Below are 24934 nucleotides of genomic sequence, written 5' to 3' on the forward strand. Positions count from 1 at the left end.
AGGCGCGTCTGCTCGTGCTATGCCTTCGCCAGACCCAAAGACAAACGAGCAAAAGGGATGACCCACGCGCTGCGCCCTATCCATCATCGGTTTGGAGGCATCGTCCATCCGATGCGCGACAACAAACAGGCGACGCATGTCTGGCAGCACCTCTACAACCCCGAGGAGCGCTGGGATGCACTCGTGGGGGTCGACATAAAGGCACTCCGGGCGACCGCCGAAGAACTGGGCTGCCCTCCCCAGCCGCCGCGACAACGCCAGAAGTCATCAAGGCTTCGTCTGCCCAAGATCCCAAAGTCCTGCTACGAGCTGTTGAAGAAACATCACGATGCCCACTATGGACCTGCCTACCTCCGCGAGTTGGACGACTCCAGGACGGAATGGGGCATCCAGCACCGAGAATCCAAGGAACTGCTGTGCTGTACCCCCCGGGGTGTCCTCGTCGCGATAGACCGGAAACATCCTCCGGCCGTGGTGACGGCCTTCCGTCCGGATCTCCCCTTCCACAGCGATGGCGACGCGGACGACGCTGCCTATCAGCAGACTGCCCACGAGCGCTGGGTTGGAGCCACGATGCGCGAGCGTTCCGCATGGACCCAGGGCCTCATCCGGGAGCTGGAGAGGGTGGGACAGCAGCCTCCCCAGCGTACGGCCGATGCATGGCGGCTGGTACGAACCTTGGGCCATGCCCGGGCGCTCAGGACGCATGAGCCGGAACTCGTACCGGGGCTGGACGCTGCGGAAGCCTTGTGGGAACGACACCGCCAGGACATCTCCAGTCTGCTGACGGGCAAGCTGCGGACCGAAGCCATTCAGGCAGGACTGGAGTTGGCGTTTGACGCCCTGGATCCCCACGACCTCCAGGATCGCCTCCTGGCCCTCGCGGACCTTGTGGTCGTCTTCGAAGTGCTCGGCCAGTCAGCCGAGGCCGAGAGGATTCTCGACGACACCCGAAGGCGCTTCGATTCCTGGCCTCCAGAGCTGACCGGCTTTGGCGAACTGGCCCAGGCCAGGCTCGAGACCTCGGGCTCCACCGTTCGGCGCTTCTGGACAGCCGTCCTCGATGCACAGACGGCTCCGGCATTGAAGGCGTCGTCCAAGGAGCCCCTGGGCGACCGGGTGATCCGCATCCTCGAGGCCATCTCGCTGACGCGAATCCACCCTCCAGGTGCCTACGCCAGCAGCGGCATCGAGCTGGGGCCGGAGCCCGTGGAGCTTCATCAGCGGGGAGAAGCCCTTCTCTCCTTGACCGTGGGGCCGGACCTGCGGACGCCGATGTTGCAGGTCTCCGGCCTCACCGGGAACGACGTGCCACTGGGAACCCGGAATGGTGTCACCCTTGAATTTACGCAGGATGAATTCGATGCGTGGCTGACGGATGCACTTCCCGGGGACTACCGGATCGCCCTCCAGGACGAATGGGTCGAGTTCACGGTCTCAAGCACATGACCCGCACCGAGGTCATCAAGCGGCTGGCTGGCTTCCTGGATCGTGGGCACCTGCACCGCGCCTGGGACTTCGCACGGGACTTGATTCAGAGCCCTGATGAGAACCCATCCCTGAGGCGGGCGCTGAAGCATGGCTTCCTGGCGGTCACCCTGCTGCATCGGCTTCCCGCCAGCTTCTGGGATGAGCGTCGCACCCGCGAAGCCCGACAGTTGGAACTTGCCCCCATCTTTCCGGCACCTCGCATTGGGGCAGTGGCTTTTCCCGTGGTGTATTCCTCTACCGACGAAGGCTGCTTCGTCGTCGCAACCGTCAGGTTCGTGGAGGGAGGCCAGGATGAGCTTCCTCGGCCCGGTATCGACGTTGACGAGGCCGCACATTCGGCGATAGCGGAAGCGTTGAAGGCCGCGCGCCGGCTCTCTGGAGATCCACGGCGTTTCCGTGTTGCACTGGACAAGCCCTTCCCGGAGCCGGTGAGGGGCGCGTCATGTGGCCTTGCCGTGGCGCTCGCGGCATTGTCACGCATTGACGAACTGGAGCTGGATGACTGCATTACCGCCACGGGCGAGGTCACAGCCGAGCTCGTGATCCGGCCCGTCAAGGACGTCGACAGGAAGTCAGCGCTCCTCCGGGAAGCCCGGCCTCAAGCACGACTTCTCTGCCCGGCCGTGCAGGTGGGAAGCAGCGAGCGGGTGCCTGTCGAAAGGCTGGATGACGCCAGGGCTGCCTCCAGGAAACCCAGTCCCCGTGCCCTCGATGAAGCATTGACGGAGTTCAAGAAGCAAAGCCTTGAGGATCCCTCCTTGCGGTTCCTCCAGTTCCGGGGCTTCGCGAAGATCGCCCGGAGGTCCGCCGGGACGCGACTCCAACTCCTGGAGTTCGCGGTCGCGCCTTCGCTACTGGACGAACGGACCTCCCTGGGAGAGTCAGAGCGGGACCTGCGGCAGCGGCTCCGAACCCCGCACCTGTCACGGGAAGTCCGCATGGAACTCGAGAGAAGTCTTGAGCGCTTGGAGCAGCTCCATTGGGAATCAGGCCAGACGTGGGAAGACCGGACACCGACCCTCTCACTCGCTGACGCCCTCCACGGCCATCAACGATTGACGGTCATTGGAGAGCCCGGCGCGGGAAAGAGCGTGCTCACCCGGCTGACCTTCCTGGCCTGCGCCGAGGATGAAACAGGAGCGCGGGCTCGCGCACTCCTCGGCGAGAACGAATGGTACAGACCCGACCAGGTCAGGGTCCTTCAATCCCTTCGGGCATTGCTGCCCGTACGCGTGGAGCTTGGCGGATTCGCACAGGCCTTGCTTGCCGACAGGGCACTGTCCCTTGAGGCGTTCATCCGCCGCCAACTTCGGGCGCAAGGAGCGCGCGGAGCGCTTCAGGAAGGCCTTGGCGCGCTGCTCGCCGAGGGGCGCCTGCTCCTGCTGTGTGACGGACTCGATGAAGCTCCGGAGGAAGTGCGGGAGTGCACCGTTGACAGGATTTCGGAGTTCGTCAGCGGATTCCCACGGGTCCGGATCCTGCTGACGTCACGCCCGCATGGCTATGCGCCACGGGTCGCTGATTTCCATCATGTCCGACTCGCCCCCCTGGAGCACTCACAGCGACGCGTCCTGATTGCTCGCATCCACCGCCTTGTGGAAGCGCACAGCCATCCGGGCCCCGAGGGCGTCAGGCGCGCGCGGCTCCGCACGAACGCGTTGCTCCTGGCCGTAACGAAGCGAAAGGAGTGGGAGCAGTTCATCAGCAATCCCCTCCTCCTCACCCTCTCCGCGCTCGCGGACACCAACGCGGAAGGGGTGCCGGAACATCAGGTCATCGTGTTCGAGGGGTTCATCCAGACGGTCCTCCAGGAGTGGCGAGCCGCGCTGAAGCGTCCCCCCAAGGAGGCGGGACGGCTCCTCGACACCTGGTGCGCTGTCGCCTTCGCGCTGGTCCGGAATGAACAGCGCCACGGGCTGGGGAAGCCAGCCTTCCTCCGCATGCTCTCCGCGGAGTTCGCCAAGCATGACGCCTTCGACGCGGATCATGCCTTGCAACTCGCGCTCGAGACAGGACTGCTTCGAGAGAGTGGATCCACCATCGCGTTCTGGCATTCGGCGTTCGCAGAGTTCCTTGCCGCGAAGCACCTCGTCCGGATGGAAGGTGGACTCGAGCGGTTCTGGAAGATTCCCCTGACGCCACTGACCCTGAAGTTCTCCGCCGCCCTCCTGGATCACGTGGAGGAGGATCCTGACACGTGTGATGCGCTCGCGCGGGAGTTGCTTGATCGCGACAGCGAAGGGGCTTTCCAACTCCTCCACCCCGGGCTGAGGACCGTATCGGACTGGCTTGCCGACGGTGTCCGTGTCGCGCCGGGAACACAGGAGCGCATCTGGGAAGACTGGCTCAAAATACTCGAACGCGGCCCGCCCTCCCCCTTGTGGGGGGACTTCGGCCGTTTCGCGGCCAGGGCCGCGCCGGAATCAGTTGCCCCACGGCTTGTGGCACGGATGGCGCAAGTGGATGACCAAGGCGTACGGGAGGTGCGGGAAGCACTTGCCCGGCTCGTCGCTCTCGCGGCCGAGTTGGATGCCGCAGCGAGGTCAGCCTGCGAGCGGTGGTTCCAGGTGCGCGACGACGTTTCGGTCAAACAGCTTGGCGCGTTCGGCTGCGCCTCTGCCGGAGATTGGACGGACGAGGTCATCCAGGTACTGGGAAAAATCGAGCGCCCGCCGAGGATTGGCCTGCATCAGGTCGGAGCCCTGGTGCAGCGCGGTGGGCCCACGGTCGTCGCCCGGTTGCGGCGCCTGGCACACGAGCGATTCCCATCCGAGGCGCAGCCGCCCCCTCCTACAAATCTCCAAGGAGAGGAAGAGCGCAGGGGGCTGCGTCACGCGGCTGCGTGCCTGCTTGCTGTCTCGGGGGGCTGGGATGGTGAAGTCGCCCGGGTCCTCCAGTCGGCATTCGTGTCGCCTCGACTCCACGCAGCGGCAGAGGCGTTCCGCAACCTGGTGCGGTTCTGTGCCCACGACAGCGTCGTGCGAGAAACCCTCTTGGACTGGATGGGCGATGACTCGGAGTTGGGCACGTATTCACGGGAGATCGTCCGGGACGTTGCGCCACTCCATGGGGACATGCCGGAACGGGTCCTGGAGCGCGCGGCCATGGCGGGCGGACGGACGCGAGACGCGCTGGAGGAGCTTCTCGTCTCCGTTGGCGAGGAATTGCAGGCCCTGCCTGAACTGCTTCGTCGCGCCCTTCTAAAGGAGCAGCCTGGCGGCTTCCGTCTCTGCGCGGCCCGGGTCCTCACCCGGCTCGCGAAACAGGACCCCAGCCTGCATGCGGCGCTGCGGCACGGCATGCAGTCCGGCCCCGACCTTGAACGCGCTCAATGGGCCTACCTGTCGCTAAAGCAGGAGGAAGGCCTGTCGCGATTGGCGCTGGAAACCCTTGCCGACTGCTCTCGGTCCGCGGATGAACAGGTCCGCACCGCGGTGTATGGAGACAGTCCCAGCACATTGATGTGGAAGCTGGGGACCGAGGACCTCGAAGCGTGGCTTCAGGTTGCCTCCGATCCGGAGGTGGCAGCGCGGGCCAGGCTCGACGCGCTCCTGGCAGCCGAACGCGTGGAGGCCTACTCCGACCAGGTGGGACCGCTCCTGCGAGAGTTCCTCCACGCCGATGATGAGCAGGTTCGCCTGTCCTCGGCCCAGCAACTCTTCTGGAGGGAGGAAGCCACCCCAGAGGCCGCCGTCATCGTGGCCAAGGGGGCTGTTCACGCCGACAGGGAGAGCCACGAACTTCTGCGGCTCGTTCGGAACGCGGCCCCGTTTGCGCAAGTCGTGATGCGGGCCCTCCTGGGAGAGTTCTCCGAGGTCACGCACAAGGACACTCCCCGCGCCCGGCGCCTCGAAGTGCTGAACTGGACTTCCGTGTTGAGTGGGTTGACGAGGTTGCAACCTGCCTGCACGGCGGACCTTCTTCAGTCGCTGGAGCACCCTGGCTTCGTTGGCAGGGTTTCGTTGATAGTCCTGATGGGAGGACTCATGGAGGAGCATGAGCCCGTGCGAGCAGCCCTGCACGCAGCCATCCAGCGGGCCTTGTCGGGAACAAACCCGCTCACGGGTTTCCACCTCGCATGGCTCGGGCTTCAGCACTCCCAGACAAGCCCCCAGGCCATTTTGTTGGCCCATGCGTTGCCCCCCCAGGCCCTGCCACAGGCCGACCTTGAAAGGCTGGCCCATCTCCTCCATCAAGCCGGCGACGACAGGAAGGCAGCCGAACTGTGGAGGCTCGTGCTTGAGGGATCCGATCTGCAACTGGTCCTGGAAGCAGCCGAAATGCTCGTCCAGCTCTTTCCAGAGGAAGCGCAGGAGTGGATCCAGCCCGCGCTCCCGCGGCTTCTGGACTCATCAGCGCCTGAGCACCGGATTGGCGCTGCCTGTATCGCATTCCACTTTGGCCTCTTCGAAGAGGAGGCACTCCGAGCGCTGACCCGGTGTCTCGAACAGCAGGAGCGAAGAGCCGCAGAGTCTCCGGGCAGGAACTGGCTCCGGCATTTCGCCAGCACCCACATGGCCGTGGCGAACTCGATTCGGGACGAACTCCTGAATGATGCACTCCACCACACACAGCGCGCCGATTTCGCGGCGATGTATGAGCTCTGTGTGCATCGGCCGGCGAAGGGGCTCGCGCTTCTCACGTCGTGGTTGAGGGATGAAGACGTCGGCCGGTTCTCCCGCGCCTTGAGGGTTCTCGCGGCGAAGGCTCCTTACCGGGACCCGATCTGCGCGGCGCTCGAACACCGGATGTCCTCGGCTCCCGTCAGGTCCCTCAGGGAGTTGATTCAACTCATTGACGACCATGGGTTCTACTCAGAGCAGCTGGTCGAAGTATTCCTCGCGCGAGTCGACAGCGAAGGGTCCGCTGGCACTGACTTCGACTCCCCCATGTACGACTGGGCCCAGCTCCGCCCGGAAATCTGGAAGGTCATCCGGCGCCAGCCCCAGTCCCTGCGTGACCGACTGGAGCCCTGGATTGATTACGTACAGCTCATCCAGGAAGACTTGGTGGGCTTCGCAGTCGAGCAGGTGCTTTTCCATGCGGCGGGTGGACTGAGCCGCAGTGCGGAGTACAAGCTTGAACTCTGGTCACGCCAAGAGCCACAGGCGAAGCAGCAATCACTCCCCAGGTGGAACGCCGGGCAGGTCCGGAAATGGATGGGCGCGCTCCTATTGGAGCAGGAGGTCTCCACCCACCTCGCCGTGATCGATGCTTTCGACAGGCTCGCGACCCTGGCGGAGCTGTCGCCCCATGAGCGGACGCGCCACCTGCTACCGGCACTGGACGTGGAGCCTGGCTCGGTCGAGGAAGAGGAAGACTCGCGGCGACATCTTCAGGGGTTGGCCGCGCTCCGGCTGCTGGAACTGGGAGCGCACGATGCTCGCATTCCATCCATACTCAGTGCGACCGTCCTCCTCCTGGCAAAGGATGCCGATATCGAAGCGCTGCGATTCATTCATGCGCTGAAGGCAGTGATGCCACCCAACGAGGTGCTGCGGAATTCGCTGCTTCATGTCGTGCGCCATGCCCCCAGGATTCTGTCCCTCGACCAGGTGCTCGAGCTCCTGGATTGGGTGGGGTTGTCCGTCCAAGAGCGGATCGACGTCCTGGCCTTCCGTCTGACCTACATCGAAGGATACGACGAACCGCTGGAGCTCCTTGATGTCCTCACGAAATGGGGCTGTCCACCGGCGCGTCGTGCCGCGTTGATCACCCAGCAGGCGCGCCTCCATCAGGAGCGGCATTCGCGACACGTGTTGCTGGAGTTGGCGGCGCGCCCGGAACTCAATCCCGCGGAGAGGGCTCGACTGGTGCTGAGCGCCCTCGCGCAGGCCTCCACCTGGGAAGCGAAGGAGGTGTTCGAACACTGGATCGCAGATTTCGCGTCCCAGTCCCGCCTCGATGCGGATGACCGATGGTCGGCCTTGGGAGAGCCAGGATACCTGTCGCTCCGCCAGCGCACCTTGGTGAAGCTGTCGAAGGTGGACGACCCGGCACTCCTGGAACAGGTCCTCGCAGGTTTCGTCGTGTCTCAGTCCCACGAGCTCATCACCCTCTACCGAGCCGCGTGCACTGCAGTACCCCTCTCCAACGAACAGTGGCGCCACTTGCTGGACCTGCTCTCCAGACGGCCTCATGACGCCAACACCACGCGCCTCGCCAAGGAGTGGCTGATGCTCGGACTCTGGCAGGCCCGGGAGCCCGAAACGCTCAACCCGTGGTTGGCCTCCTGACGCGGCGAGTTTGAAGAACCGAAGCAGCCAGGACCTGCCTTCCCTGCCCGCTCACCGGACAGGCGTTCACCCTCACTCCAGGTGCGCCCGCGCCGCGTCATCCCCATCCCTCCCCCCGAGGAGACGCCATGGCCAGGAAGATGAAGGCGGTGCAGGTGCAGAAGGGCGGCGGCGCGCTCGAGGTGGTCGAGCGTGAGGTGCCCGAGCCCGGTCCCGGGCAGGTCCGGATCGCGGTGGAGGCGTGTGGCGTCTGCCACAGCGATGCCATCACCAAGGAAGGCTGGATGCCCATCCAGTACCCCCGTGTGCCGGGCCACGAGGTCGTGGGCCGCATCGAACGGGTGGGCCCCGGCGTGACGGCCTGGAAGGAGGGACAGCACGTCGGCGTGGGCTGGCACGGGGGCCATTGCGGCCAGTGTGTCGCGTGCCGCAGCGGCGACTTCGTCACCTGTGAGAAGCAGCAGATCTGCGGCATCAGCTACGACGGTGGCTACGCGGAGTACCTGGTCGCGCCGCAGGAGGCGCTGGCCCGGGTCCCGGAGGGGATGAGCTCCGAGGATGCCGCGCCGCTGCTCTGCGCGGGCGTCACCACGTACAACTCCCTGCGCAACATGGGCGCGCGGCCGGGGGACCTGGTCGCGGTGCAAGGCATTGGCGGCCTGGGCCACCTGGCCATCCAGTACGCCAGCAAGTTCGGCTACCGCACCGTCGCCATCTCACGCGGCGCGGACAAGAAGGCCCTGGCGATGGAGCTGGGCGCGCACGAGTACATCGACACGGAGAAGGGCAAGCCCGCGGAGGCCCTCCAGAAGCTCGGGGGCGCGCGCGTCATCATGATGACCGCGTCGAGCAGCAGCCTCGCGGGCGAGCTGCTCGGAGGCCTGGGACGCAACGGCACCCTGCTGCTCCTGGGCGCGGGCTCGGAGCCCATCCCCGTGAGCAGCATGTCCATGATTGGAAAGCGCACGCGCATCCAAGGGTGGCCCAGCGGCGTGCCCCAGGACTCGCAGGAGACCATGGACTTCAGCGCGCTCGTGGGCGTGCGCTCGCGCAACGAGGTGTTCCCCCTGGACCGCGCCGCGGAGGCCTACGAGCGGATGATGAGCAACAAGGCCCGCTTCCGGGTGGTGCTCAAGATGCGCTGACTTGCCGGAGGACGGCCGGGGTGGGGATGCTTGCGCCATGTCCCCTCCCCGACCCCTGCTCCGCCTCGCGGCGCTGTCCCTCGCCCTGGCCCTCCCGGCTCAAGCCACGGCCGGGGAGACCCCTTCCTCCATCCGTGAGCGCGAAGCCGCGCTGCTCGTGGGGAGCGTGCTGGGCGCGACGCCCATGGTCGAGGACCTGCGCTCGCTGGTGGATGAGGTGGGCGGGAGGGCCACGGGCTCCGAAGCCAACCAGCGCTCCGTGTCCTGGGCGCTGGAGCGCTTCCGCGCCGCGGGCGTGACGGCGCGCACGGAAGCGTTCCCCATGCCCGCGCTGTGGCTGGAGCGCGCCGCCACCGCGTCCGTGCAGGGCCAGGACGTGCGCTTCGCCCCGCGCGTGGCCGCGATGCCCTTCTCCGCCGCCACGCCCAAGGGAGGCCTCACCGCGCCGCTGCTGGACGCGGGCCGGGGCACCGAGGCGGACTTCGCACGCGTGGGCACGAAGGCGCGCGGCGCGTACCTGCTGGTGGAGACGGACGAGCTCAAGGACGTCGACGGGCTCTTCCGCGAGTACGACGAGGCGGCGGTCATCGAGTCCCGGGCGTTCGCCGCGGGCGTGGCCGGCGTCGTCTACATGGGCAGCCGGCCCGGCAACCAGCTCTACCGGCACAGCGTCTCCGTGGGCCCCAGGAACACGCGCCCCATGCTGGTGATGGAGCGCGACGGCGCGAAGCGCGCGCTGCGGCTCCTGCGCGCGGGCAAGACGCTGAAGCTCACCTCGGTGCTGGACCTGCGGACGGGCGGCCCCTACGAGTCACGCAACGTCATTGGCGAGATTCGCGGCACCACGCATCCGGAAGAGGTCGTCGTGCTGGGGGCGCACCTGGACAGCTGGGACCTGGGCGGCGGCGCGCTGGACAACGGCGCCAACGTCGCGATGCTGCTCGACCTCGCGCGGCAGATGCAGCGCCTGGGCCTGAAGCCCGCGCGCACGCTGCGCTTCGCTTTGTGGAACGGCGAGGAGCAGGGCATGTACGGCTCGGCCGGATACGCGCGCACGCACGCGGCGGAGCTGGACCGGCACACCCTGGCGCTGTCGGTGGACATCGGCTGCGGGCGCATCACCGGCTTCTATACGAATGGCCGGCCCGCGCTGGTGCCGCTGGTGGACCAGGCCCTGAAGCCGGTGACGGGCCTGGGCCCCTTCACGCAGGTGGACGCGCCGGTGGTGGGCACCGACAACTTCGACTTCATGATGCACGGCGTGGCGAACCTCGTCGCCAACCAGGAGCCGGCCACGTACGGGCCCAACTACCACGCGCGCTCGGATGAGTTCGAACAGTGCGACGCGCGCACGCTGCGCGCCAACGCGGCCGTGGTGGGCGCGCTCGCCTGGGGCTTCGCGACGATGGAGGAGAAGCTGCCCCGGCAGAGCCGCGCGGAGGTGGAGGCGCTCGTGCGCGACACCGACCTGGGCCAGCAGATGAAGTCGTTCAACGTCTGGGAGGAATGGAGCGCCGGGACCCGGGGGCACCCCCTTGAAGGGAAGCCCGTCCAGGCACCGCGCTGAAGCAGGCAGCCCTCCAGGCCCCAGGCCTCTCGCCTGGAGCCCTCACCCGGCCCGACAGCCTTAGAGCGCCGCCGGCTGCTCCTGGTACGTCCGGGCTTCCACCTGGCGCAGGATGACCAGCAGCTGCTCGAGCTTGTCCTTCAGCTCTTCACGCAGCTCGAGCTTGTCGGTGCGGACGATCTCGTCCCGCAGCGCGTCTGCGCTTTCAGCCAGCACGGCGTGGAGCAGGTGGATCTGCTGCTGGGAGAACTCCAGGACCATGGGACACCTCATCGTCAGGAGAACGGCGAGCGGCTCACACCATGAAGTGTAAGCACGCGCTCGCCCACTGCCCCTGACGCGGCCGGCATTGCCTGGCCGGGTGTCTGGTCTCCTACACCCAGGGTGCGGCGCCCCGAAGCCGGGTGGCCGCACCCCAGGGACGACGGCTCAGCGCAGCGCGATGAGCGAGGCCACGAGCAGCGACACGACGCTCATGACCTTGATGAGGATGGCCACGCCCGGACCGGACGTGTCCTTGAAGGGGTCGCCCACCATGTCGCCCACGACGGCGGCCTTGTGGACGGCCGAGCCCTTGGCGTGACCCGGCAGCTTGCCCTTCTCAATGAACTTCTTGGCGTTGTCCCACGCGCCGCCCGCGTTGGCCATGTAGAGGGCCATGGTGGCGCCGACGACGAGCGAGCCGGCCAGGAGGCCCGCCAGGGCGAGGGGCCCCAGAACCCAGCCCACCAGCGGCGGGGCGACGATGGCGATGAGGCCCGGGAAGATCATCTCGCGCAGCGCGCTCTTGGTGGAGATGTCGACGATCTTCTTGGGGTCCGGCTCGGCCTTGAGCTCCATCAGGCCGGGGATCTCACGGAACTGACGGCCAATCTCCTCCACGATGGCGCCGGCGGCGCGGCCCACCGCGAGCATGGTGGAAGCGCCCACCAGGAACGGGAGGATGGAGCCCAGCAGCAGGCCCACGATGACGTTCGGGTTGGTCAGCTCCAGGCTCATCTCCGCCATGTTGTTGGCGACGCGCGTGTGGTTGACCTCCAGGTTGAACGCGGAGAACAGCGCGATGACCGTGAGGGTCGCGGAGCCGATGGCGAAGCCCTTGCCGATGGCGGCCGTGGTGTTGCCCACCGCGTCCAGCTCGTCGGTGATGGCGCGCACTTCAGGGCCCAGGCCGGACATCTCGGAGATGCCGCCCGCGTTGTCGGAGATGGGGCCGTACGCGTCCACCGTCATCACGACGGCCGTGCCGCCCAGCATGCCCACCGCCGACAGCGCGATGCCGTACAGGCCCAGCGCGCGGTCCGCGATGTACGCCACCAGGGCGATGGTGGCCATGGAGATGCCCACGCTCTCCATGCCGACCGCGAGGCCGCGGATGAGGTTGGTGCCCGCGCCCGTGATGGAGGCCTCCGCGATGCGCTGCACCGGCGTGGAGGACGTGTAGTAGTCCGTGACGAGGCCGATGATGGCGCCGCCGAAGGCACCGGCCGCCAGCGCCACCGTGATGGACTGGGACAGGCCGAACACGTTCATCAGCACGAACGACAGGCCCACCAGGATGACGGGGGGCATGATCAGCGCGCTGCGCAGCACCTGCGCGGGGTTCATGTGCTTGAGCGCGCGGGCGATGAAGATGCTCAGCAGGCTGACCACCAGACCGATGGCGGACAGCACCAGCGGCAGCACCACGCCGGCGATCTTCGCGTTGCCCGTGGCGTTCGTGTCCACCACCAGGCGGGAGAGCTCCGTGGAGTTGGCGGTCAGCGCGATGGCCATGGCGGCGACGATGGCGGCGACCATGGACTCGTAGATGTCCGCGCCCATGCCGGCCACGTCGCCCACGTTGTCACCCACGTTGTCGGCGATGACGCCGGGGTTGCGCGGGTCGTCCTCGGGGATGTTCTCGATGACCTTGCCGGCGATGTCGGAGCCCACGTCCGCGGCCTTGGTGTAGATGCCGCCGCCCACGCGCGCGAAGAGCGCGATGGAGCTGGCGCCCACGGCGAACGAGTGGAGGATGGGGGACAGCTCCGGGCTCGACTTGAACACGTAGTAGACGACGCCCATGCCGATGAGGCCCAGGCCGGCGACGGCGAGGCCCATCACGGCGCCGCCATCCAGCGCGACGAGCAGCGCGTTCGGCTTGGAGCCGGTGCGCGCGGCCTGCGCGGTGCGCACGTTCGCGAACGTCGCGGCCTTCATGCCGATGTAGCCCGCGAGCAGCGACAGGAACGCGCCCGCCACGAAGCTCGCGCTGGCGACCGGGCCCAGCGCCAGGCCGATGGCGATCGCCACGACCACGCAGTAGACCGCGAGCACCTTGTATTCGCGGACGAGGAACGCCATCGCGCCTTCGCGGATGTAGCCCGCGATGCGGTTCATCGTCGCGTCACCTTCGGGCAGCCCCTTGACGCGGAAGTAGAAGAACGCAGCGAAGAGCAGACCGACGGCGCCGATGACGCTCGGTGCGATTGCCCAGAAATCCGATTCGAGACTCGACAACTCCATCCGTTCCTCCAGAGCAGTCCCGGGGGCCCCTGACCGCTCACCCTGCGGATCGCTCGCGTGCCGCGCGAAATGTGCGGAGGGCCTATACGTGATTTCAGGGCAAGCGGGGAGCCTCCTCGGAGCGGTCGCCCCCACCGGGGTCCTTGACGCGGGAGGGCCCCCCGGCCGTCGGCGGGGACCGCCGGGGCCCGTCGAGTGAATCGAAGTGCCCGGATTCACTCACGATTCATCGCCTTCGGCGGCCTGTCGTGGGGGCCGGAGCCGCCCCTGCGTCATGCCGGGGGTGGCTGTCCTTTCACCCGGGGGGTGTGCCAGAAGGCGCGACCATGGGCATTCGCTTGGGGCTCCTGGGATTGGCGTTGGCGTTGTTTTCGGGCTGCACGGCGAGCCGGGCCCTGTGTCCGGCCGAGGGTGGACGCCCCTGGCGCGAGGTGAAGAGCACGCACTTCCGCGTGCGCACGAACCTGGAGGAAGAGGCGGCGGCGAAGAGCGCGGTGGAGCTGGAGGAGTTCCGCCGGGCGCTGCTGCTCGCCTGGGGCGCGGGCTTCGACCCGCCGGGCACGGTGGACGTCATCGTGCTCGGCAATCCCCGCGACCTGGAGGAGTTCACCGACGCGCGCTACGCGGGCTTCGCCGGCCAGACGCCCGACGGCCCCCGGATGGTGATGACGGGCGGCGGCGGCTACCTGCTGGCGGACACGACGGGTGACAAGGAGACCCAGGCCCATGAGCTGGCGCACTACCTGAGCGCCTTCGCCCTGCCCCGCCAGCCGCGCTGGATTTCGGAAGGCCTGGCGTCCTACCTGCAGACCGTCACCATCCGGCCCAGCGACCGAAACGTGGTGCTGGGCCGGGCCAGCCCGGCGCTGCTCCAGTACGTGCGCTCGCACGGATGGCTCACGCTGGCCGAGCTGTGGCAGTGGGACGGCAAGACGAACCAGGGCACCGCGGAGCTTCAGCGCCACTACGCCTCGGCGTGGCTGTGGGTGCACTACCTCATCAACGAGCACGGCGACCGCTTCGGCACCTTCCAGGACCAGCTGGCCCGGGGCGAGGATCCCCGGCGCGCCTTCACGGCCGCCTTCCAGGGGGACACCACGTACCAGGCCGCGCTCGCGAACTACGTGCAGCTCGGGCGCTACGCCATCTCCACCCAGCCGCTGCCGCCGGTGCCCACGCAAACCCAGACACGCGCCCTGGAGCCCGCGGACGTGCACGTCATCCGCTCCATCCTCTTCACCCAGGCGCCCGGGGACGTGCCGCGGGAGGAGCGTCAGCGCAAGGCGGACCTGGAGCTGGAGCAGGCGTTGAAGGAGGACCCGACCCACGTGGAGACCCACCGGCTGCGGGCCGAGAAGCTGGACAAGGCCGGGCGGCTGAAGCTCGCGCGGGAGCTGGTGGAGAAGCATCCGGAGGATGGGCGCGCGTGGGATCTGCTCGCCACGTCGCTGGAGGCCGAAGGCGACCTGTCCGCCACCCAGGAGCAGGCCCGCCGTCGCGCCGCGGAGCTGCTACCGGACAGCCCCTCCGCCCAGAACGGTCTGGCCTGGTACTACGTCATCACCGAGCAGCCCCAGAAGGGGCTCGCCCCGGCCCAGCGCGCCGTGCGGCTGATGCCGGGCAACTCGGCCATCCTCAACACCCAGGCGGCGCTGTTCTTCCAGACCGGGCGCTGCAACGAGGCCGTGTCCATGGGGCGGCGCGCGCTCGACATGCTCCACGAAGGGGTCCCGGATGTGACGCGCCAGGAGTTCAAGCGCATCGTCAGCGTGTACGAGACGAAGTGTGTCCCCGCGTCGGCCACGTCCTCGGGGATGCCCCAGTAGCCTTCCGCCTCAACGCGCCAGGAGGAGCTCCCTCAGCCGTGCCGTCTGGTCCGCGCTCCAGCCCTCGGGCCGCAGGAGCGCGGCCCAGCCGTCCACGTGCTCGGCCGTGTAGACGTGGCCGTGGCCCGCGGGCACCTCCATCCCCAGGGGAAGGTCCGCGGTCACCTGCCAGAACGTCACGAAGGGGATCCACACCATCTGGTCCAGGACGTCATCGCCTCGCGGCTCGCGCAGCCAGTCTGGCTTCTGCACCAGGAGGCGGGGGCTCCACCAGATGATGGGGTCGGAGGGATGCAGCAGGTACAGCACGCGCGAATCCCCCCACGGCGCGGACGCGGGCGGGATGTCCGTCCCCGGCCGGCGGCTGAAGCGGACGATGCGGCCCTGCCGGTAGATGGGCTCCACCTCGGGGCTGCCCGGGTCCCGGTGGTCGGTGAACGCGCGATACAGGGTGTTGAAGTTCGGCGGCCCCACGAAGAGCACGCCGTCGGTGCGCTGGGCCAGGTCCCGCTCGCCGCTGAACGCGGTCTCTCCGCCGTAGGAGCCCAGGCTCTCACCGAACACCAGCAGCTTCGGGCGCTGGCCGGGAGGAAGCCGCGACCAGCGCTCATACACTTCGTCGAAGAGCGCCCGGCCGGACTCCCGGGCCCGCTTCTGATCCACCAGGACGGAGAGCCACGACCACAGATGCGAGTACTGCATGGCGACGATCGCGGAGTCGCCGCCGGTCATGTACTCGAAGGCATCCACGGCCTCCGGCACCACCCAGCCACTGCCCGTGGTCGTCACCACCAGCAGGTACGCGCGGTCGAAGCCGCCGGCCCGCTCCAGGTCGTCGACCGCGAGCGCCGCGCGGGCCTCCGCATCCGGCGCGGAGGCATGGCCCGCGTACGCGCGAATGGGTTCCTTCACCGCCGAGCCATGGAAGCGCGAGAGCTCCTCGACCGAAGGCCCGCGCCCGATGAAGTTGCGCCCTTCCCTTCCCAGGGACTCCCACGGGATGCGTGAGCCCGCGCCTCCAGAGCGCAACGCCGTGCGCGGTGGCACCACGCCCTCGTCGGTCAGCGTGTCCTGGACCTCCAGGGTGCGGTCCGCCGCGGCGATGAGCCCGTCCCACAGCAGGCCGCTCGCCACCAGCGCGGTGAGCACCACCACGGCCAGCCCGCTCGTCGCCCGGGCCGCGCGAGGACCGATGTGTCTGGAGAGCAGCCTGGCCAATGCGCGGGACACGCCAAGCAGGCCACGCGCCACGGCGATGAGCACGAAGAAGACGACCGCCGCGACGAAGGGAGCGAGCAGATATCCCGCGCGGCCCGGTGAGGGCATGCCCATGAGCTCGCGCAGGCGCTGCTGCCAATGCCAGCCAAGCAGCAGCGCGCCTGTCAGCGCCACGGCGGCCACGATGAAGAAGCCCTGCCATGCGCGACGAGGAGGCGTCCTCGCGGGGCGGTCCGCGAACTCCCGCCAGAGCCAGGCGCCCAGGCACCCGAGCCCATAGCCGATGGCCGCGCTGAGGCCGCTGACGAATCCCTGGAACGGCCCGCTGCGAGGCAAGAGGGACGGAGTGAAAGCCAGACAGGCGAAGAGGAGCGCCACCCAGGCCCCCGGCAACGTGTAGCGGAGCCAGCGGGGCCAGGTCCGGCTGGCACGTCTGGCATGGCGCACCGCGACAGGTTGCTCGGCGTGGGTGAGGAAGTGCTCCATGCGAACTCCCCGCGAGTGCGCCGGCCCTCCTGAGCGCACTCCAGAGGGTAGGCCCCAAGCCCACTCCCCAGCAGCGTGCGCACGCCGTGCCCGGCTCCGTGACTGCCAATGGGCTCAGCCGCCAGGCAGGCCGACTCGCACTCCCGGCGAAGTGCCTGATAGCCTCACCGGATGCTTCCCCGCGCCCTCGCTCCCATCCTGTTCGGTGCCTCGGTCCTCTGGCCGCTGCATGCGCTCGCCTGCATCAACGCGATGGACTACACCCCCAGGGACTTCAGTCAGTCCTATTGGGCGGACCTGTTCTTCTGGTCCGTGGGCGCGGTGTTCATGAACCGCGTCGTCATTCGCAACGTCTGGGGCCCGGTCGTCAAGGGACGGCCGGTGACGCCGCAAGCGCGCAGGACCTTCTTCATGGTGGTCGGCGTCGCGCTCATCCTGCTGCTGGAGATGGTCTCGGTGGGAGGGCCGCTGCTCAACTTCACCGCGAGAGACTTCTCCGAGTGCCGGATGAGCATCCCCAACCTGGTGATGCTGGTGGTGAGCCCCATCGTGCTCTTCGTCCTGCAGGCCGCGTTCTTCCAGGGGCCCGGCAAGCGGAGGTTCGGCGACACGGGGAAACGGCCGATCGTGGCCCTGGTGGTCACGTCCGTGGTGCTGGTGCTGGGACTGGGAATGGTCCGGGAGTACATCATCCTCCCCTACCTCTGCGACAACACATCGCTCGGGTTCGCGGACACCCGCGGTTATTACTGAGCGTCCGTCGTGGCCTTGCGCTCGTCTCCGTTTGCCTCGCTCGCGGGCCTGGCCCTCGTGGTGGCCGCGGCCGGTGGTGGCTATGTGCTCGTCCGTGACGCGGACGTGCTGGCGCTGCGCCTGCGGACGCGGGTGCTCGCCCCCACGAAACACTCACCGGAGACCCCACGGGAGGCCGTGGAGCATTTCCAGTGCAATCGCTGTCATGTCGTCCCCGGGCTCGAACCGGTGTCCGCGCGCCTGAGCGAGAACTGTGTCACGTGCCATCAGGCCATCGCCTCGGGGAGGATGGACCTCTGGTACAAGGAGGCGGAGGTCGCGCGGTGGAAGGGACACATCACCCACCTGGTGAGGACCCCGGACCTCGGCTCGCTGAGCCAGCGGGTCAAGCGCGAGTGGCTCGTCTCCTGGCTCCAGGCGCCGCACGTGGTGAGGCCGCTCTACGGCGCCACCATGCCCCGGATGAAGGTGGGCCCGAAGGACGCGGAGCTCATCGCGGACTACTTCGCGGTGACCGAGCAGGAGTCGGCGGAGCCGGCGAAGGGGGATGTGGAGGCGGGCCGGGCGCTCTACGCGGAGCACGCATGCGCGAGCTGTCACTACCGGGGCGACTTCCCGCTTGAGTCCCTGCGCTACGGCGCGCCGGAGCTCCAGAGCCCCTCGGCCCGGAGGCGGGCCCCCGACTTGCGCCACGTGCGAGACCGCATGTCCCTGGCGCAGCTGCGCAACTGGCTGACGGATCCGCGCCGCATCCTCCCCGACACGGAGATGCCCACCTTCGCGTTCACCCCGAAGCAGGTCGAGGATCTGGCGGCGTTCCTGCGCGCGCCCCAGCCCCAGGTGGCGGCGGCGCCACGCCCCCGGTACCAACCCAAGAGGCTGGAGCGCGAGGTCCACTATCCGGAAGTGGCGAAGAAGCTCTCACGCCACCTCTGCTACCACTGTCACTCCGACATGCGGCGGCCTGGTGATCAGGGGCCGGGGAACTCGGGCGGGTTCGGCTACGACGGAGCCTCGCTCGACCTGGCCACGCGGGCCGGCTTCCTGCGAGGCGTCAAACGCGACGGCCAGTTCCGCGGGCTCCCGGACCGGCTGGAGGATGGGACGCCCCGGCTGGTGGCCGCGCTGCTCGCACGGCAGGGGGAGCTGGACGGGCACTTCCAGCCGGGAGTGCTGGGCATGCCCCTGGGCCTGCCGCCCATCCCCGAAGAGGAGATCGACCTCATCTTCACGTGGATCGAACAGGGCGCGCCCGAATAGCTCGAAAGCGGATTCGCACCCCACCCCTGAGGATTCCCCCTTGGCTCGCTTTGCATGGACTACCCTGTCCATGGGGATGAACCCGGGGGAGAGGTACGGCGCTTGAGCATTCGGAATGTCATCGTCATCGGAGGCACGGGCGACATCGGGCGCGCCGTCGTCCACAAGCTGCGCGCGGAGGGCCTGCGCGTGGTGTGCGCCGCGAGTGACGTGACGACGGAGACGGCGGACTGCCTGCACGTGGATGTCACGCGCGAGGACTCCGTGATGGCGCTGTTCAAGCGGGCGGAGGCGGAGACGGGCCCCGTCGAGGTCCTGGTCAACTGCGCGGGCGTCGGAGTCTTCACGCCGCTCCACGAGACGTCCCTCGAGGACTGGAAGCGGACCCTGGACGTGAACCTCACGGGCACGTTCCTGTGCGCGCGCGAGGCCTTCCGGCGGATGAAACCCCGGGGCGGCGGGCGGATCATCCACATCGGGTCCGTGAGCGACCACCTCACGCTGCCCATGAACGGGACCTACGCCGCGACGAAGCATGGCGTCCGGGGACTGACGGGCGTCCTGAACGAGGAGGGCAAGGCGTTCGGCATCCGCGCCACCCTGCTGTCGCTCGGTGCCGTCTACACCGCCTTCTGGAAGTCGCGGCCGGAGTTCAGCCCGTCCGACATGCTCGCCGTGGAGGACGTGGCCCAGTGCATCTGGGAGATCGCCATCAAGCCTCCGAACGTGCGGATCGACGAGATGCGCCTCGTCCCGCCGCAGGGAGTCCTCTGATGCGGACGCAGCCGAAGGCACCTGTCGCCGTCGTCACCGGGGCCAGCCGTGGCATTGGAGCGGCCATCGCCACCCTGCTGTCCCGGAACGGGTTCGAGGTGGTCCTGGTGTCCCGCGATGCCGCCGCGCTGGAGCAGCTCCAGAACCAGCTGAGCGCGGCCGGGGGCCGTGCGTGGCCGCTGGCCTGCGACGTCGCGAACCGGGACGAGGTGGAGTCAGCGCTCGGCCGGCTCGAAGCGAAGGTGGGCGTGCCCCAGGTGCTCGTGAACAACGCGGGCCTGGGGGGACCGTTTCATCGCGCGGACGAGGTCAGCGTCGCCGAGTGGGATCTGCTGTTCGGCGTGAACGTGGAGGGCGTGCGCAACCTGTGTCAGTGGGCGTTGCCGCGGATGAAGACGGAAGGCCATGGGCGCATCGTGAACGTCGCGTCCATCATGGGCCTCTTCGGCGGAGCGCAGTCGTCCACCTACGCGGCCACCAAGCACGCGCTCGTGGGCTATTCGAAGGCCATCGCCGCGGAGTGGGGAGCGTACGGCATCACCTGCAACGCGGTCTGTCCTGGCTACATCGAGACGGACATGCTGGCGAAGGCCCCCTCCTCCTCACGTCAGCGCTTGCAGGAGCGAATCCCCGCGAAGCGCTTCGGAACACCCGAGGAAGTCGCGGGCCTGGTGGCGTTCCTCGTGGGGCCCGCTGGCGGCTACGTCAACGGGAGCGCCCTGGTGATGGACGGTGGGCTGTCCTCACATCTGGCGTCAGACCTGCCCTCGTTCTGAGGCGGGAAGCAGCACCTGCTCCAGCAGCACGCGCAGCTCCTGCTCCAGCCCTGGCACCGAGGCGCCGCGAAGGTTCCCGCCGCCCCGGAAGAGGGACAGGCCTTCGAAGAGGGCGACCAGCAGCGCCGCCCTCCGCTCCCTGCGCGCCGGGGTGGATTCGGGGGACAGCTCCCGCAGCAGCTCCACGACGCCCGCGCGATAGCCCGCGTAGAAGACCGTGAGCGCGTCGGCCACCATCGCGTCCCTCGCGGCCATCGCCCACAGCTCCGCGAAGAACTGGCAGGCGTGCGGTGAGTCCTGGTCCTCCAGGATGGCGTCCACGGCGAGCCGCAGCCGCTGCGCTGGTTCACTTCCTCCGCCCGCCATCCGCTCACGGACGCGCTGGAGGGCCTGCTCCAGGTAGCGCGCCAGCAGCGCCCGCACCACGTCCTGCTTGGTGGGGAAGTAGTACTGGAGGTTCCCCAGGCTCAAGCCCGCGCGCTGGGCCACGACGCGCAGACTGAGCCCCGCGTAGCCGTCACCGGCCAGGACCTCCATGGTGGCATCGAGGATGCGCTCCACGCGCTCGGTGCCCTTGGCATGCACGGCGGTCCCCTTCCGGGGGCTCGCCGAGGGAAGTGTCCCGGGGGTCTTCTTGCTCGCGCGGCGGACCATCACGCCGCCTCGCGCGCCAGATGCTCGTCGATCCGGACCTCGACGCCGCAGGCGCGCAGGGTGGCCAGCATCTCCTCGGGTCGGGACTCATGCTCCGGGAACCACACGCCCGGAGGTGGCGGCGGCGCTCCATCCAGACCCAAGAGACGCTCCGCGCCCAGCAATGCACCGACGGCGGTGAGGTGGGCCTGGCCCAGGGGATCCACGACCTCGATGCGGACCTGTCCCCGCTCGCCCTCCACGTCCGCCACGAACGCGGCTTCGCCCCCCGTGTTGCTGCCGGTGAGCAGCGTCCGGCGCAGGGACGTCCAGCGGGGGTGCTGGAGCAGCCGAAGGATGCCCAGCCGCTGGAGCGCGACGAGCGTCCAGGTCGCGAAGCCCGAGTCGAAGCCCAGCCGCGTCGTCACCGTCCGCGCGCCCAGCACGCGGGGCAGCGTCGCCTGTTCGGGCGTGTCGAGCCGGAAGACCCGGGTGTGGCGTCCGTCGGAGAACCGCACCCGCCGGCCGTCCGTCAGCGGCAGCACCTGCCGCTCCTGACCGTCCTGCGTCACCTCGAAGGGCAAGCCCAGCCGGTCCATGTACTCCAACGAGTCCGGCCCGGCCTGATCCGCGAGCGCGAAGCGGATGGCCACCTCCACCCGCTCCAGGCGCCCCACCCTCCGAGCCGCCATCGCCACGAGGCGGGGAACCAGCCCCGCCATCCACGCGGAACCGAGCAACACCGGCGCGCCCGCCGTCGCACCGGAGAGCCGCAGCACCGTGGCCTGCAACCGGGACGTCCACCGGGTGATGTCCAGCACGGGCACCCCGGCGCGCGAAGCCGCCAGGAGCAGCGTGTCCTCCGGGTCATTGACCAGGGACAGCACGGCCCGGGGCGTCTCCCCCAGCGCCGCCAGCGCCTGGGGTGAGCGGACATCCAGCGCGACGCCCTCCGCCCGCCCCAGACGCGAGGCCAGCTCCCGGGCGGGCCCGTCCCGGCGCCCCGCGATGAGCAGCGGCAGGTCCGGGTGACGCTCCCGCAGCAAGGAGGCGAGCTGCGCCCCCACCACCCCATAGCCCCCCACCAGCACGACACGTCCCGCGGACTCCATGGCGACTCCCTTTCGTGATTGGCCACGGATATAGGTCATGTGACCTATTTTTTCACGACAATCGACTTCGTCCTCCTCTACTCCTCGCGAGGGATTGTTCTGGACGTTCAAACGTCCAATCCTGTTCGAGCGTCGGACCAGCACCCGACAAGCTTCTGGAGGCGAGACCTCGATGGCTTTGGTGAAGTGCAAGCAGTGCGGAAACGATGTCGCCAGCAACGCAGCGGCTTGTCCGAAGTGTGGCTCCCCAGTGCCCCGGGGCGCGTCTGTCCTCAAGGTGTCCCTCTTCGTCGTTGGAGGGCTCTTCTCCCTTTGCTTCCTTGGCACCTGCATGGGCGCCGTTGGCGCAGCGAAGAAAGGCGCCTCTCCGTCAGGAGCATCTGCTTCGAGTTCCGCGCGCGAGACGGCAGCGCCACCTGAACCGAAGGCGGTCGCGATTCGCACCCTTCTTGCGGAGTACGCCGACAACGAGGTTCGAGCGGACTCGAACTTCAAGGATCAAGTCATCCAGACCGCTGGCATCGTGGATGACGTGAAGAAGGACATCACCAATTCTGTCTACGTCACCCTCGGGACCGGGAAGCAGTTCGAGATTCCGCAGATCCAATGCTTCGTCACCGACGACCAGGTGAAGAAGGCGGCGAGCCTGTCCAAGGGGACGAAGATCGGTGTGCGTGGCCGGGTGCAGGGGCTGATGATGAATGTCCTCGTCCAGGACTGCGAGTTCATCGATATCTAGATGAGGGCCTACGGCGCCCAGTAGAACCCGGTCCCATCCTCGGTGGCGCTCCACAGCTCGTCTGACGACAGCCCTTCGAGCGCCGTGAAGCCCTGGGTTCCGAAGAGGAAGTCCTGCCACGCCACTCCGTCGAAGCGGACGAGGTCGTCCGTGTCCAGGCGCGCGAAGACAGCGCTCTGGCCGAAGGACACCACGTCCAGCAAGTCGGGCGCGACGCCGCCGTCCACATAGATGGGATACGCCGGCTTCGTGCGCCAGGTGCCCGCCGCGCGCTCCAGGAACAATCCCTGTGCTCCGCCCGCGTAGGCCAGTCCCGGCGCCACCACGTGCACGGCCTCCAGGGCGTCCTGCCCCGAGCTCGACTGAGGCAGCGGCTCCCTGAGCCACGGGCCGCCGTCCGCGTTGACGTGGTACGCGACGGGCCCCTTGCCGTTGGTGCCCACGGTGATGAGCGTTCGCGGGTCGAGGCCGTGGATGGAGCGCAGATCCGCATCCACGTGCTCCACCCGCTGGGGTTCCGCCGGAGGGTCCCAGCGGAGGATGTCCCCGGTCTCGCTCACCGCGTAGAGCGTCGTGCCTCCGTCCGTCTCGAAGCCCACGAGGTCCTGGATGGCCGCCCCGCCCCCGTCGAAGGACGTCACCGTGCAGGGCTCCGCGGCGGATAGCGACCGCGTGGCGAGCTGCCCCATCCAGGAGCCCATGAACACGCGCCCGTCGCTCGGCCGCGCCCACGCGGTGGACCAGGCCCCGTGGCAGTCGGTGAAGGGCTGTATGTCAAAGCCACCGTCGGCCTGCGGGCGAACGTGGGCGAGCACGTCATTGCTGTCGCTCACGAGCCAGGCCTGGCCGCGCGCATGGGGGGCCACGTCCCGGAAGGTCGCCAGCGGCTGGCGCTCGGTGGTCCTCCATTCGACGCCATCACAGACAGGCACCGGGTCCACCCGGCTGTCACAGTTGTTGTCCAGGAAGTCGCAGCGCTCCTCCACGCCCGGGGAGATGGAGACGGAGTGGTCGTCACAGTCCGTCCCCCGGGTAGTGGTGCTCACGTAACCATCCCCATCCTCGTCCAGCGCGCTCAAGGTCAGCGCGAAGCTGGCGGTGTCCTCCTCGGGAACCACCACCTGCCCGGACGCGGTGGCCACCTCCTGCCCCGCGCACGAGCGCTCACGGGCGGAGGCCGTCACCTTCACGGTGTCGCTCCAGCCGGTGCGGCGGATGAAGCCCACCTCCCCCGCTCCCTCGGGCACCGGCAGCTCGAAGGTCCTGGAGGCATCCTCCGCGTCCACCACTCGCAGCGTGACGCAGCCCGGACGGAAGCCGTCGTAGCTCAGCCGGACCTGGACATGGCAGGGATGGCTCGCATCGCATCCACTGGGACGCTCTGCTTCGAGCTCGTCGATGTCCGGCACCGTGCACGTGATGCAGAACAACCCGAGTCCCACGGCCACGGCGCGCTTCATGGCGAGACCTCCGTCCGCGTCGACGACGGAGCGTCCGAGAGAAGCCAGGTGACGGCGGCTCCGGCGGCGGCGGTGACGGCCGCGCCCAAGAGGATGTTGGCCGCGAGCGCCTGTCCCCGCGCGCTGTCCAGGTGCGCGGAGCGGTCGCTGTAGAAGGCATCATCACGCGCGGCGTTCACGTTGCTCCGCGACTGGAGCCCCACGTAGCTCCCAATGCCCCCAAGCACCACGCCTCCCCCCAGCAAGGCCAGCGGAAGCACGGGGGTGCGGCGCACCTCTTCCCGAGCCGGAGCAGGAACGAGACCGGGCGACGGCGCGGGCTCGGGCTGCGCATCCGCGATCGCGACCGGCACGTCCGGAGGCGGTCTGGGATTGCGCGCCAGCTCTCGCTGCACGTTCCGGCGCACCTCCTCGAAGTCACGTGACACCTTGGGGGACACCTTCACCGGAAGGCTCGCGTCGGGCAGCAGCGACAGCCCTTCCTTGAAGGAGGCCAGGGACTCCTGTCTGCGTCCCAGGTCCGCGAGCACGATGCCCCGGAGGATGGCCACCCTGCCCCGCTCTCCACTGACGCGCGCCACGCCCATCGCCGCGTCGAGCTGCTCGAGCGAAAGCTCGTAGTCGAGCTCCTCATAGGCCTGGGACGCCGCGGACATCCGGGCCTGGAAGTCAGGGGCCGGAGAGGCCGCCGGTTGACTCCATGCGGGCGACACCAGCATCAGCGAGACGCCGAGCACGATTCGCAGGTCCATGGGCACGCAAGTTACCACCCGGCGCCAGGCCCTGAGTGTCAGGCCATGCTGTTGTGTTTTTCACAACGCATTTGGCATTGGCACTGGAATCCCCACGGTCTGGCGTTGCGGCTGTTCAGCGTTTGCATGCTCACGGGCTCCGCCGCCAGGCCCGGGTCGGGCGGAAGGCCCAGTGGGGCTGCCTGCGCAGCGAGTTCG

General features: G+C 68.4%; 17 protein-coding genes. 10 read left to right on the forward strand and 7 right to left on the reverse strand.

The genetic code is table 11. The features are described 5' to 3' along the window. Nucleotides 1-57: 57 nt before the first annotated feature. The 4 genes from ACX114_RS22860 (at nt 58) to ACX114_RS22875 (ending at nt 10439) form a co-directional block, all read left to right on the forward strand. On the forward strand, nt 58-1449 hold the full coding sequence (locus tag ACX114_RS22860; protein WP_459287767.1) for a hypothetical protein: 1392 nt from the start codon (nt 58-60) through the stop codon (nt 1447-1449). Next, nucleotides 1446-7727, forward strand: a complete 6282-nt coding sequence (locus ACX114_RS22865) for a hypothetical protein (protein WP_459287769.1) — start codon at nt 1446-1448, stop codon at nt 7725-7727. Before ACX114_RS22860 ends, ACX114_RS22865 begins: the two co-directional genes overlap by 4 nt. Before the next feature lie 128 nt (nt 7728-7855). Further along, nucleotides 7856-8872 (forward strand): alcohol dehydrogenase, encoded by a 1017-nt coding sequence (locus ACX114_RS22870; RefSeq protein WP_459287771.1) that lies wholly within the window; start codon nt 7856-7858, stop codon nt 8870-8872. Nucleotides 8873-8909: 37 nt separating this feature from the next. Then, nucleotides 8910-10439: a M20/M25/M40 family metallo-hydrolase gene (locus ACX114_RS22875; RefSeq protein WP_459287773.1), complete on the forward strand. Its 1530-nt coding sequence runs from the start codon at nt 8910-8912 to the stop codon at nt 10437-10439. A gap of 60 nt (nt 10440-10499) precedes the next feature. Here ACX114_RS22875 and ACX114_RS22880 read toward each other — a convergent pair whose 3' ends face one another. Both ACX114_RS22880 and ACX114_RS22885 read right to left on the reverse strand, forming a co-directional pair. Then, nucleotides 10500-10700, reverse strand: a complete 201-nt coding sequence (locus tag ACX114_RS22880) for a hypothetical protein (RefSeq protein ID WP_459287775.1) — start codon at nt 10698-10700, stop codon at nt 10500-10502. Nucleotides 10701-10868: 168 nt separating this feature from the next. Then, a complete protein-coding gene (locus ACX114_RS22885; RefSeq protein WP_459287776.1) occupies nt 10869-12947 on the reverse strand; it encodes a sodium-translocating pyrophosphatase in 2079 nt (692 codons plus the stop codon). Nucleotides 12948-13273: 326 nt separating this feature from the next. On the opposite strand from ACX114_RS22885, the gene ACX114_RS22890 reads away from it, so the two are divergent. Beyond that, nucleotides 13274-14773 carry a tetratricopeptide repeat protein gene (locus ACX114_RS22890; RefSeq protein WP_459287778.1) on the forward strand — a complete coding sequence of 500 codons (1500 nt, stop codon included), beginning with the start codon at nt 13274-13276 and terminating at the stop codon, nt 14771-14773. A 9-nt stretch (nt 14774-14782) separates the two neighbouring features. On the opposite strand, the gene ACX114_RS22895 is transcribed toward ACX114_RS22890, so the two are convergent. After that, nucleotides 14783-16477: an alpha/beta hydrolase gene (locus ACX114_RS22895; protein WP_459287780.1), complete on the reverse strand. Its 1695-nt coding sequence runs from the start codon at nt 16475-16477 to the stop codon at nt 14783-14785. Nucleotides 16478-16648: 171 nt separating this feature from the next. Here ACX114_RS22895 and ACX114_RS22900 point away from each other — a divergent pair, with 171 nt between their 5' ends. From ACX114_RS22900 to ACX114_RS22915, 4 genes are all read left to right on the forward strand, one after another. Then, nucleotides 16649-17230, forward strand: coding sequence for a hypothetical protein (locus tag ACX114_RS22900; RefSeq protein WP_459287782.1), 582 nt, complete (start codon nt 16649-16651; stop codon nt 17228-17230). A gap of 9 nt (nt 17231-17239) precedes the next feature. Continuing rightward, a complete protein-coding gene (locus ACX114_RS22905; RefSeq protein WP_459287784.1) occupies nt 17240-18490 on the forward strand; it encodes a c-type cytochrome in 1251 nt (416 codons plus the stop codon). Between the two features lie 102 nt (nt 18491-18592). Continuing rightward, complete coding sequence (locus tag ACX114_RS22910) at nt 18593-19264, forward strand: SDR family oxidoreductase (RefSeq protein WP_459287786.1); 672 nt, start codon at nt 18593-18595, stop codon at nt 19262-19264. Continuing rightward, nucleotides 19264-20040, forward strand: coding sequence for an SDR family NAD(P)-dependent oxidoreductase (locus ACX114_RS22915; RefSeq protein WP_459287788.1), 777 nt, complete (start codon nt 19264-19266; stop codon nt 20038-20040). Before ACX114_RS22910 ends, ACX114_RS22915 begins: the two co-directional genes overlap by 1 nt. On the opposite strand, the gene ACX114_RS22920 is transcribed toward ACX114_RS22915, so the two are convergent. Beyond that, complete coding sequence (locus ACX114_RS22920) at nt 20020-20625, reverse strand: TetR/AcrR family transcriptional regulator (protein WP_459287790.1); 606 nt, start codon at nt 20623-20625, stop codon at nt 20020-20022. The genes ACX114_RS22915 and ACX114_RS22920 overlap by 21 nt on opposite strands. A 68-nt stretch (nt 20626-20693) precedes the next feature. Further along, nucleotides 20694-21785 carry a saccharopine dehydrogenase family protein gene (locus ACX114_RS22925; RefSeq protein WP_459287792.1) on the reverse strand — a complete coding sequence of 364 codons (1092 nt, stop codon included), beginning with the start codon at nt 21783-21785 and terminating at the stop codon, nt 20694-20696. A 172-nt stretch (nt 21786-21957) separates the two neighbouring features. Here ACX114_RS22925 and ACX114_RS22930 point away from each other — a divergent pair, with 172 nt between their 5' ends. Continuing rightward, the gene (locus tag ACX114_RS22930) at nt 21958-22524 is read left to right on the forward strand and encodes an OB-fold protein (protein ID WP_459287794.1); all 567 of its coding nucleotides are present in this window, start codon (nt 21958-21960) and stop codon (nt 22522-22524) included. A gap of 8 nt (nt 22525-22532) precedes the next feature. Here ACX114_RS22930 and ACX114_RS22935 read toward each other — a convergent pair whose 3' ends face one another. Together ACX114_RS22935 and ACX114_RS22940 are read right to left on the reverse strand one after the other, a co-directional pair. After that, nucleotides 22533-23984 (reverse strand): putative metal-binding motif-containing protein, encoded by a 1452-nt coding sequence (locus ACX114_RS22935; RefSeq protein ID WP_459287796.1) that lies wholly within the window; start codon nt 23982-23984, stop codon nt 22533-22535. After that, on the reverse strand, nt 23981-24736 hold the full coding sequence (locus ACX114_RS22940) for a hypothetical protein (RefSeq protein WP_459287798.1): 756 nt from the start codon (nt 24734-24736) through the stop codon (nt 23981-23983). Before ACX114_RS22940 ends, ACX114_RS22935 begins: the two co-directional genes overlap by 4 nt. Nucleotides 24737-24934 lie beyond the last annotated feature (198 nt).

The organism is Corallococcus sp. M7, from assembly GCF_054512695.1.

Excerpts from the sequence above, each read along its gene's own strand:
- ACX114_RS22860 (WP_459287767.1), top strand. The coding sequence starts at position 58 with ATGACCCACGCGCTGCGCCCTATCCATCATCGGTTTGGAGGCATCGTC.
- ACX114_RS22865 (WP_459287769.1), top strand. The coding sequence starts at position 1,446 with ATGACCCGCACCGAGGTCATCAAGCGGCTGGCTGGCTTCCTGGATCGT.
- ACX114_RS22870 (WP_459287771.1), top strand. The coding sequence starts at position 7,856 with ATGGCCAGGAAGATGAAGGCGGTGCAGGTGCAGAAGGGCGGCGGCGCG.
- ACX114_RS22875 (WP_459287773.1), top strand. The coding sequence starts at position 8,910 with ATGTCCCCTCCCCGACCCCTGCTCCGCCTCGCGGCGCTGTCCCTCGCC.
- ACX114_RS22880 (WP_459287775.1), bottom strand. The coding sequence starts at position 10,700 with ATGGTCCTGGAGTTCTCCCAGCAGCAGATCCACCTGCTCCACGCCGTG.
- ACX114_RS22885 (WP_459287776.1), bottom strand. The coding sequence starts at position 12,947 with ATGGAGTTGTCGAGTCTCGAATCGGATTTCTGGGCAATCGCACCGAGC.
- ACX114_RS22890 (WP_459287778.1), top strand. The coding sequence starts at position 13,274 with ATGGGCATTCGCTTGGGGCTCCTGGGATTGGCGTTGGCGTTGTTTTCG.
- ACX114_RS22895 (WP_459287780.1), bottom strand. The coding sequence starts at position 16,477 with ATGGAGCACTTCCTCACCCACGCCGAGCAACCTGTCGCGGTGCGCCAT.
- ACX114_RS22900 (WP_459287782.1), top strand. The coding sequence starts at position 16,649 with ATGCTTCCCCGCGCCCTCGCTCCCATCCTGTTCGGTGCCTCGGTCCTC.
- ACX114_RS22915 (WP_459287788.1), top strand. The coding sequence starts at position 19,264 with ATGCGGACGCAGCCGAAGGCACCTGTCGCCGTCGTCACCGGGGCCAGC.
- ACX114_RS22925 (WP_459287792.1), bottom strand. The coding sequence starts at position 21,785 with ATGGAGTCCGCGGGACGTGTCGTGCTGGTGGGGGGCTATGGGGTGGTG.
- ACX114_RS22930 (WP_459287794.1), top strand. The coding sequence starts at position 21,958 with ATGGCTTTGGTGAAGTGCAAGCAGTGCGGAAACGATGTCGCCAGCAAC.
- ACX114_RS22935 (WP_459287796.1), bottom strand. The coding sequence starts at position 23,984 with ATGAAGCGCGCCGTGGCCGTGGGACTCGGGTTGTTCTGCATCACGTGC.
- ACX114_RS22940 (WP_459287798.1), bottom strand. The coding sequence starts at position 24,736 with ATGGACCTGCGAATCGTGCTCGGCGTCTCGCTGATGCTGGTGTCGCCC.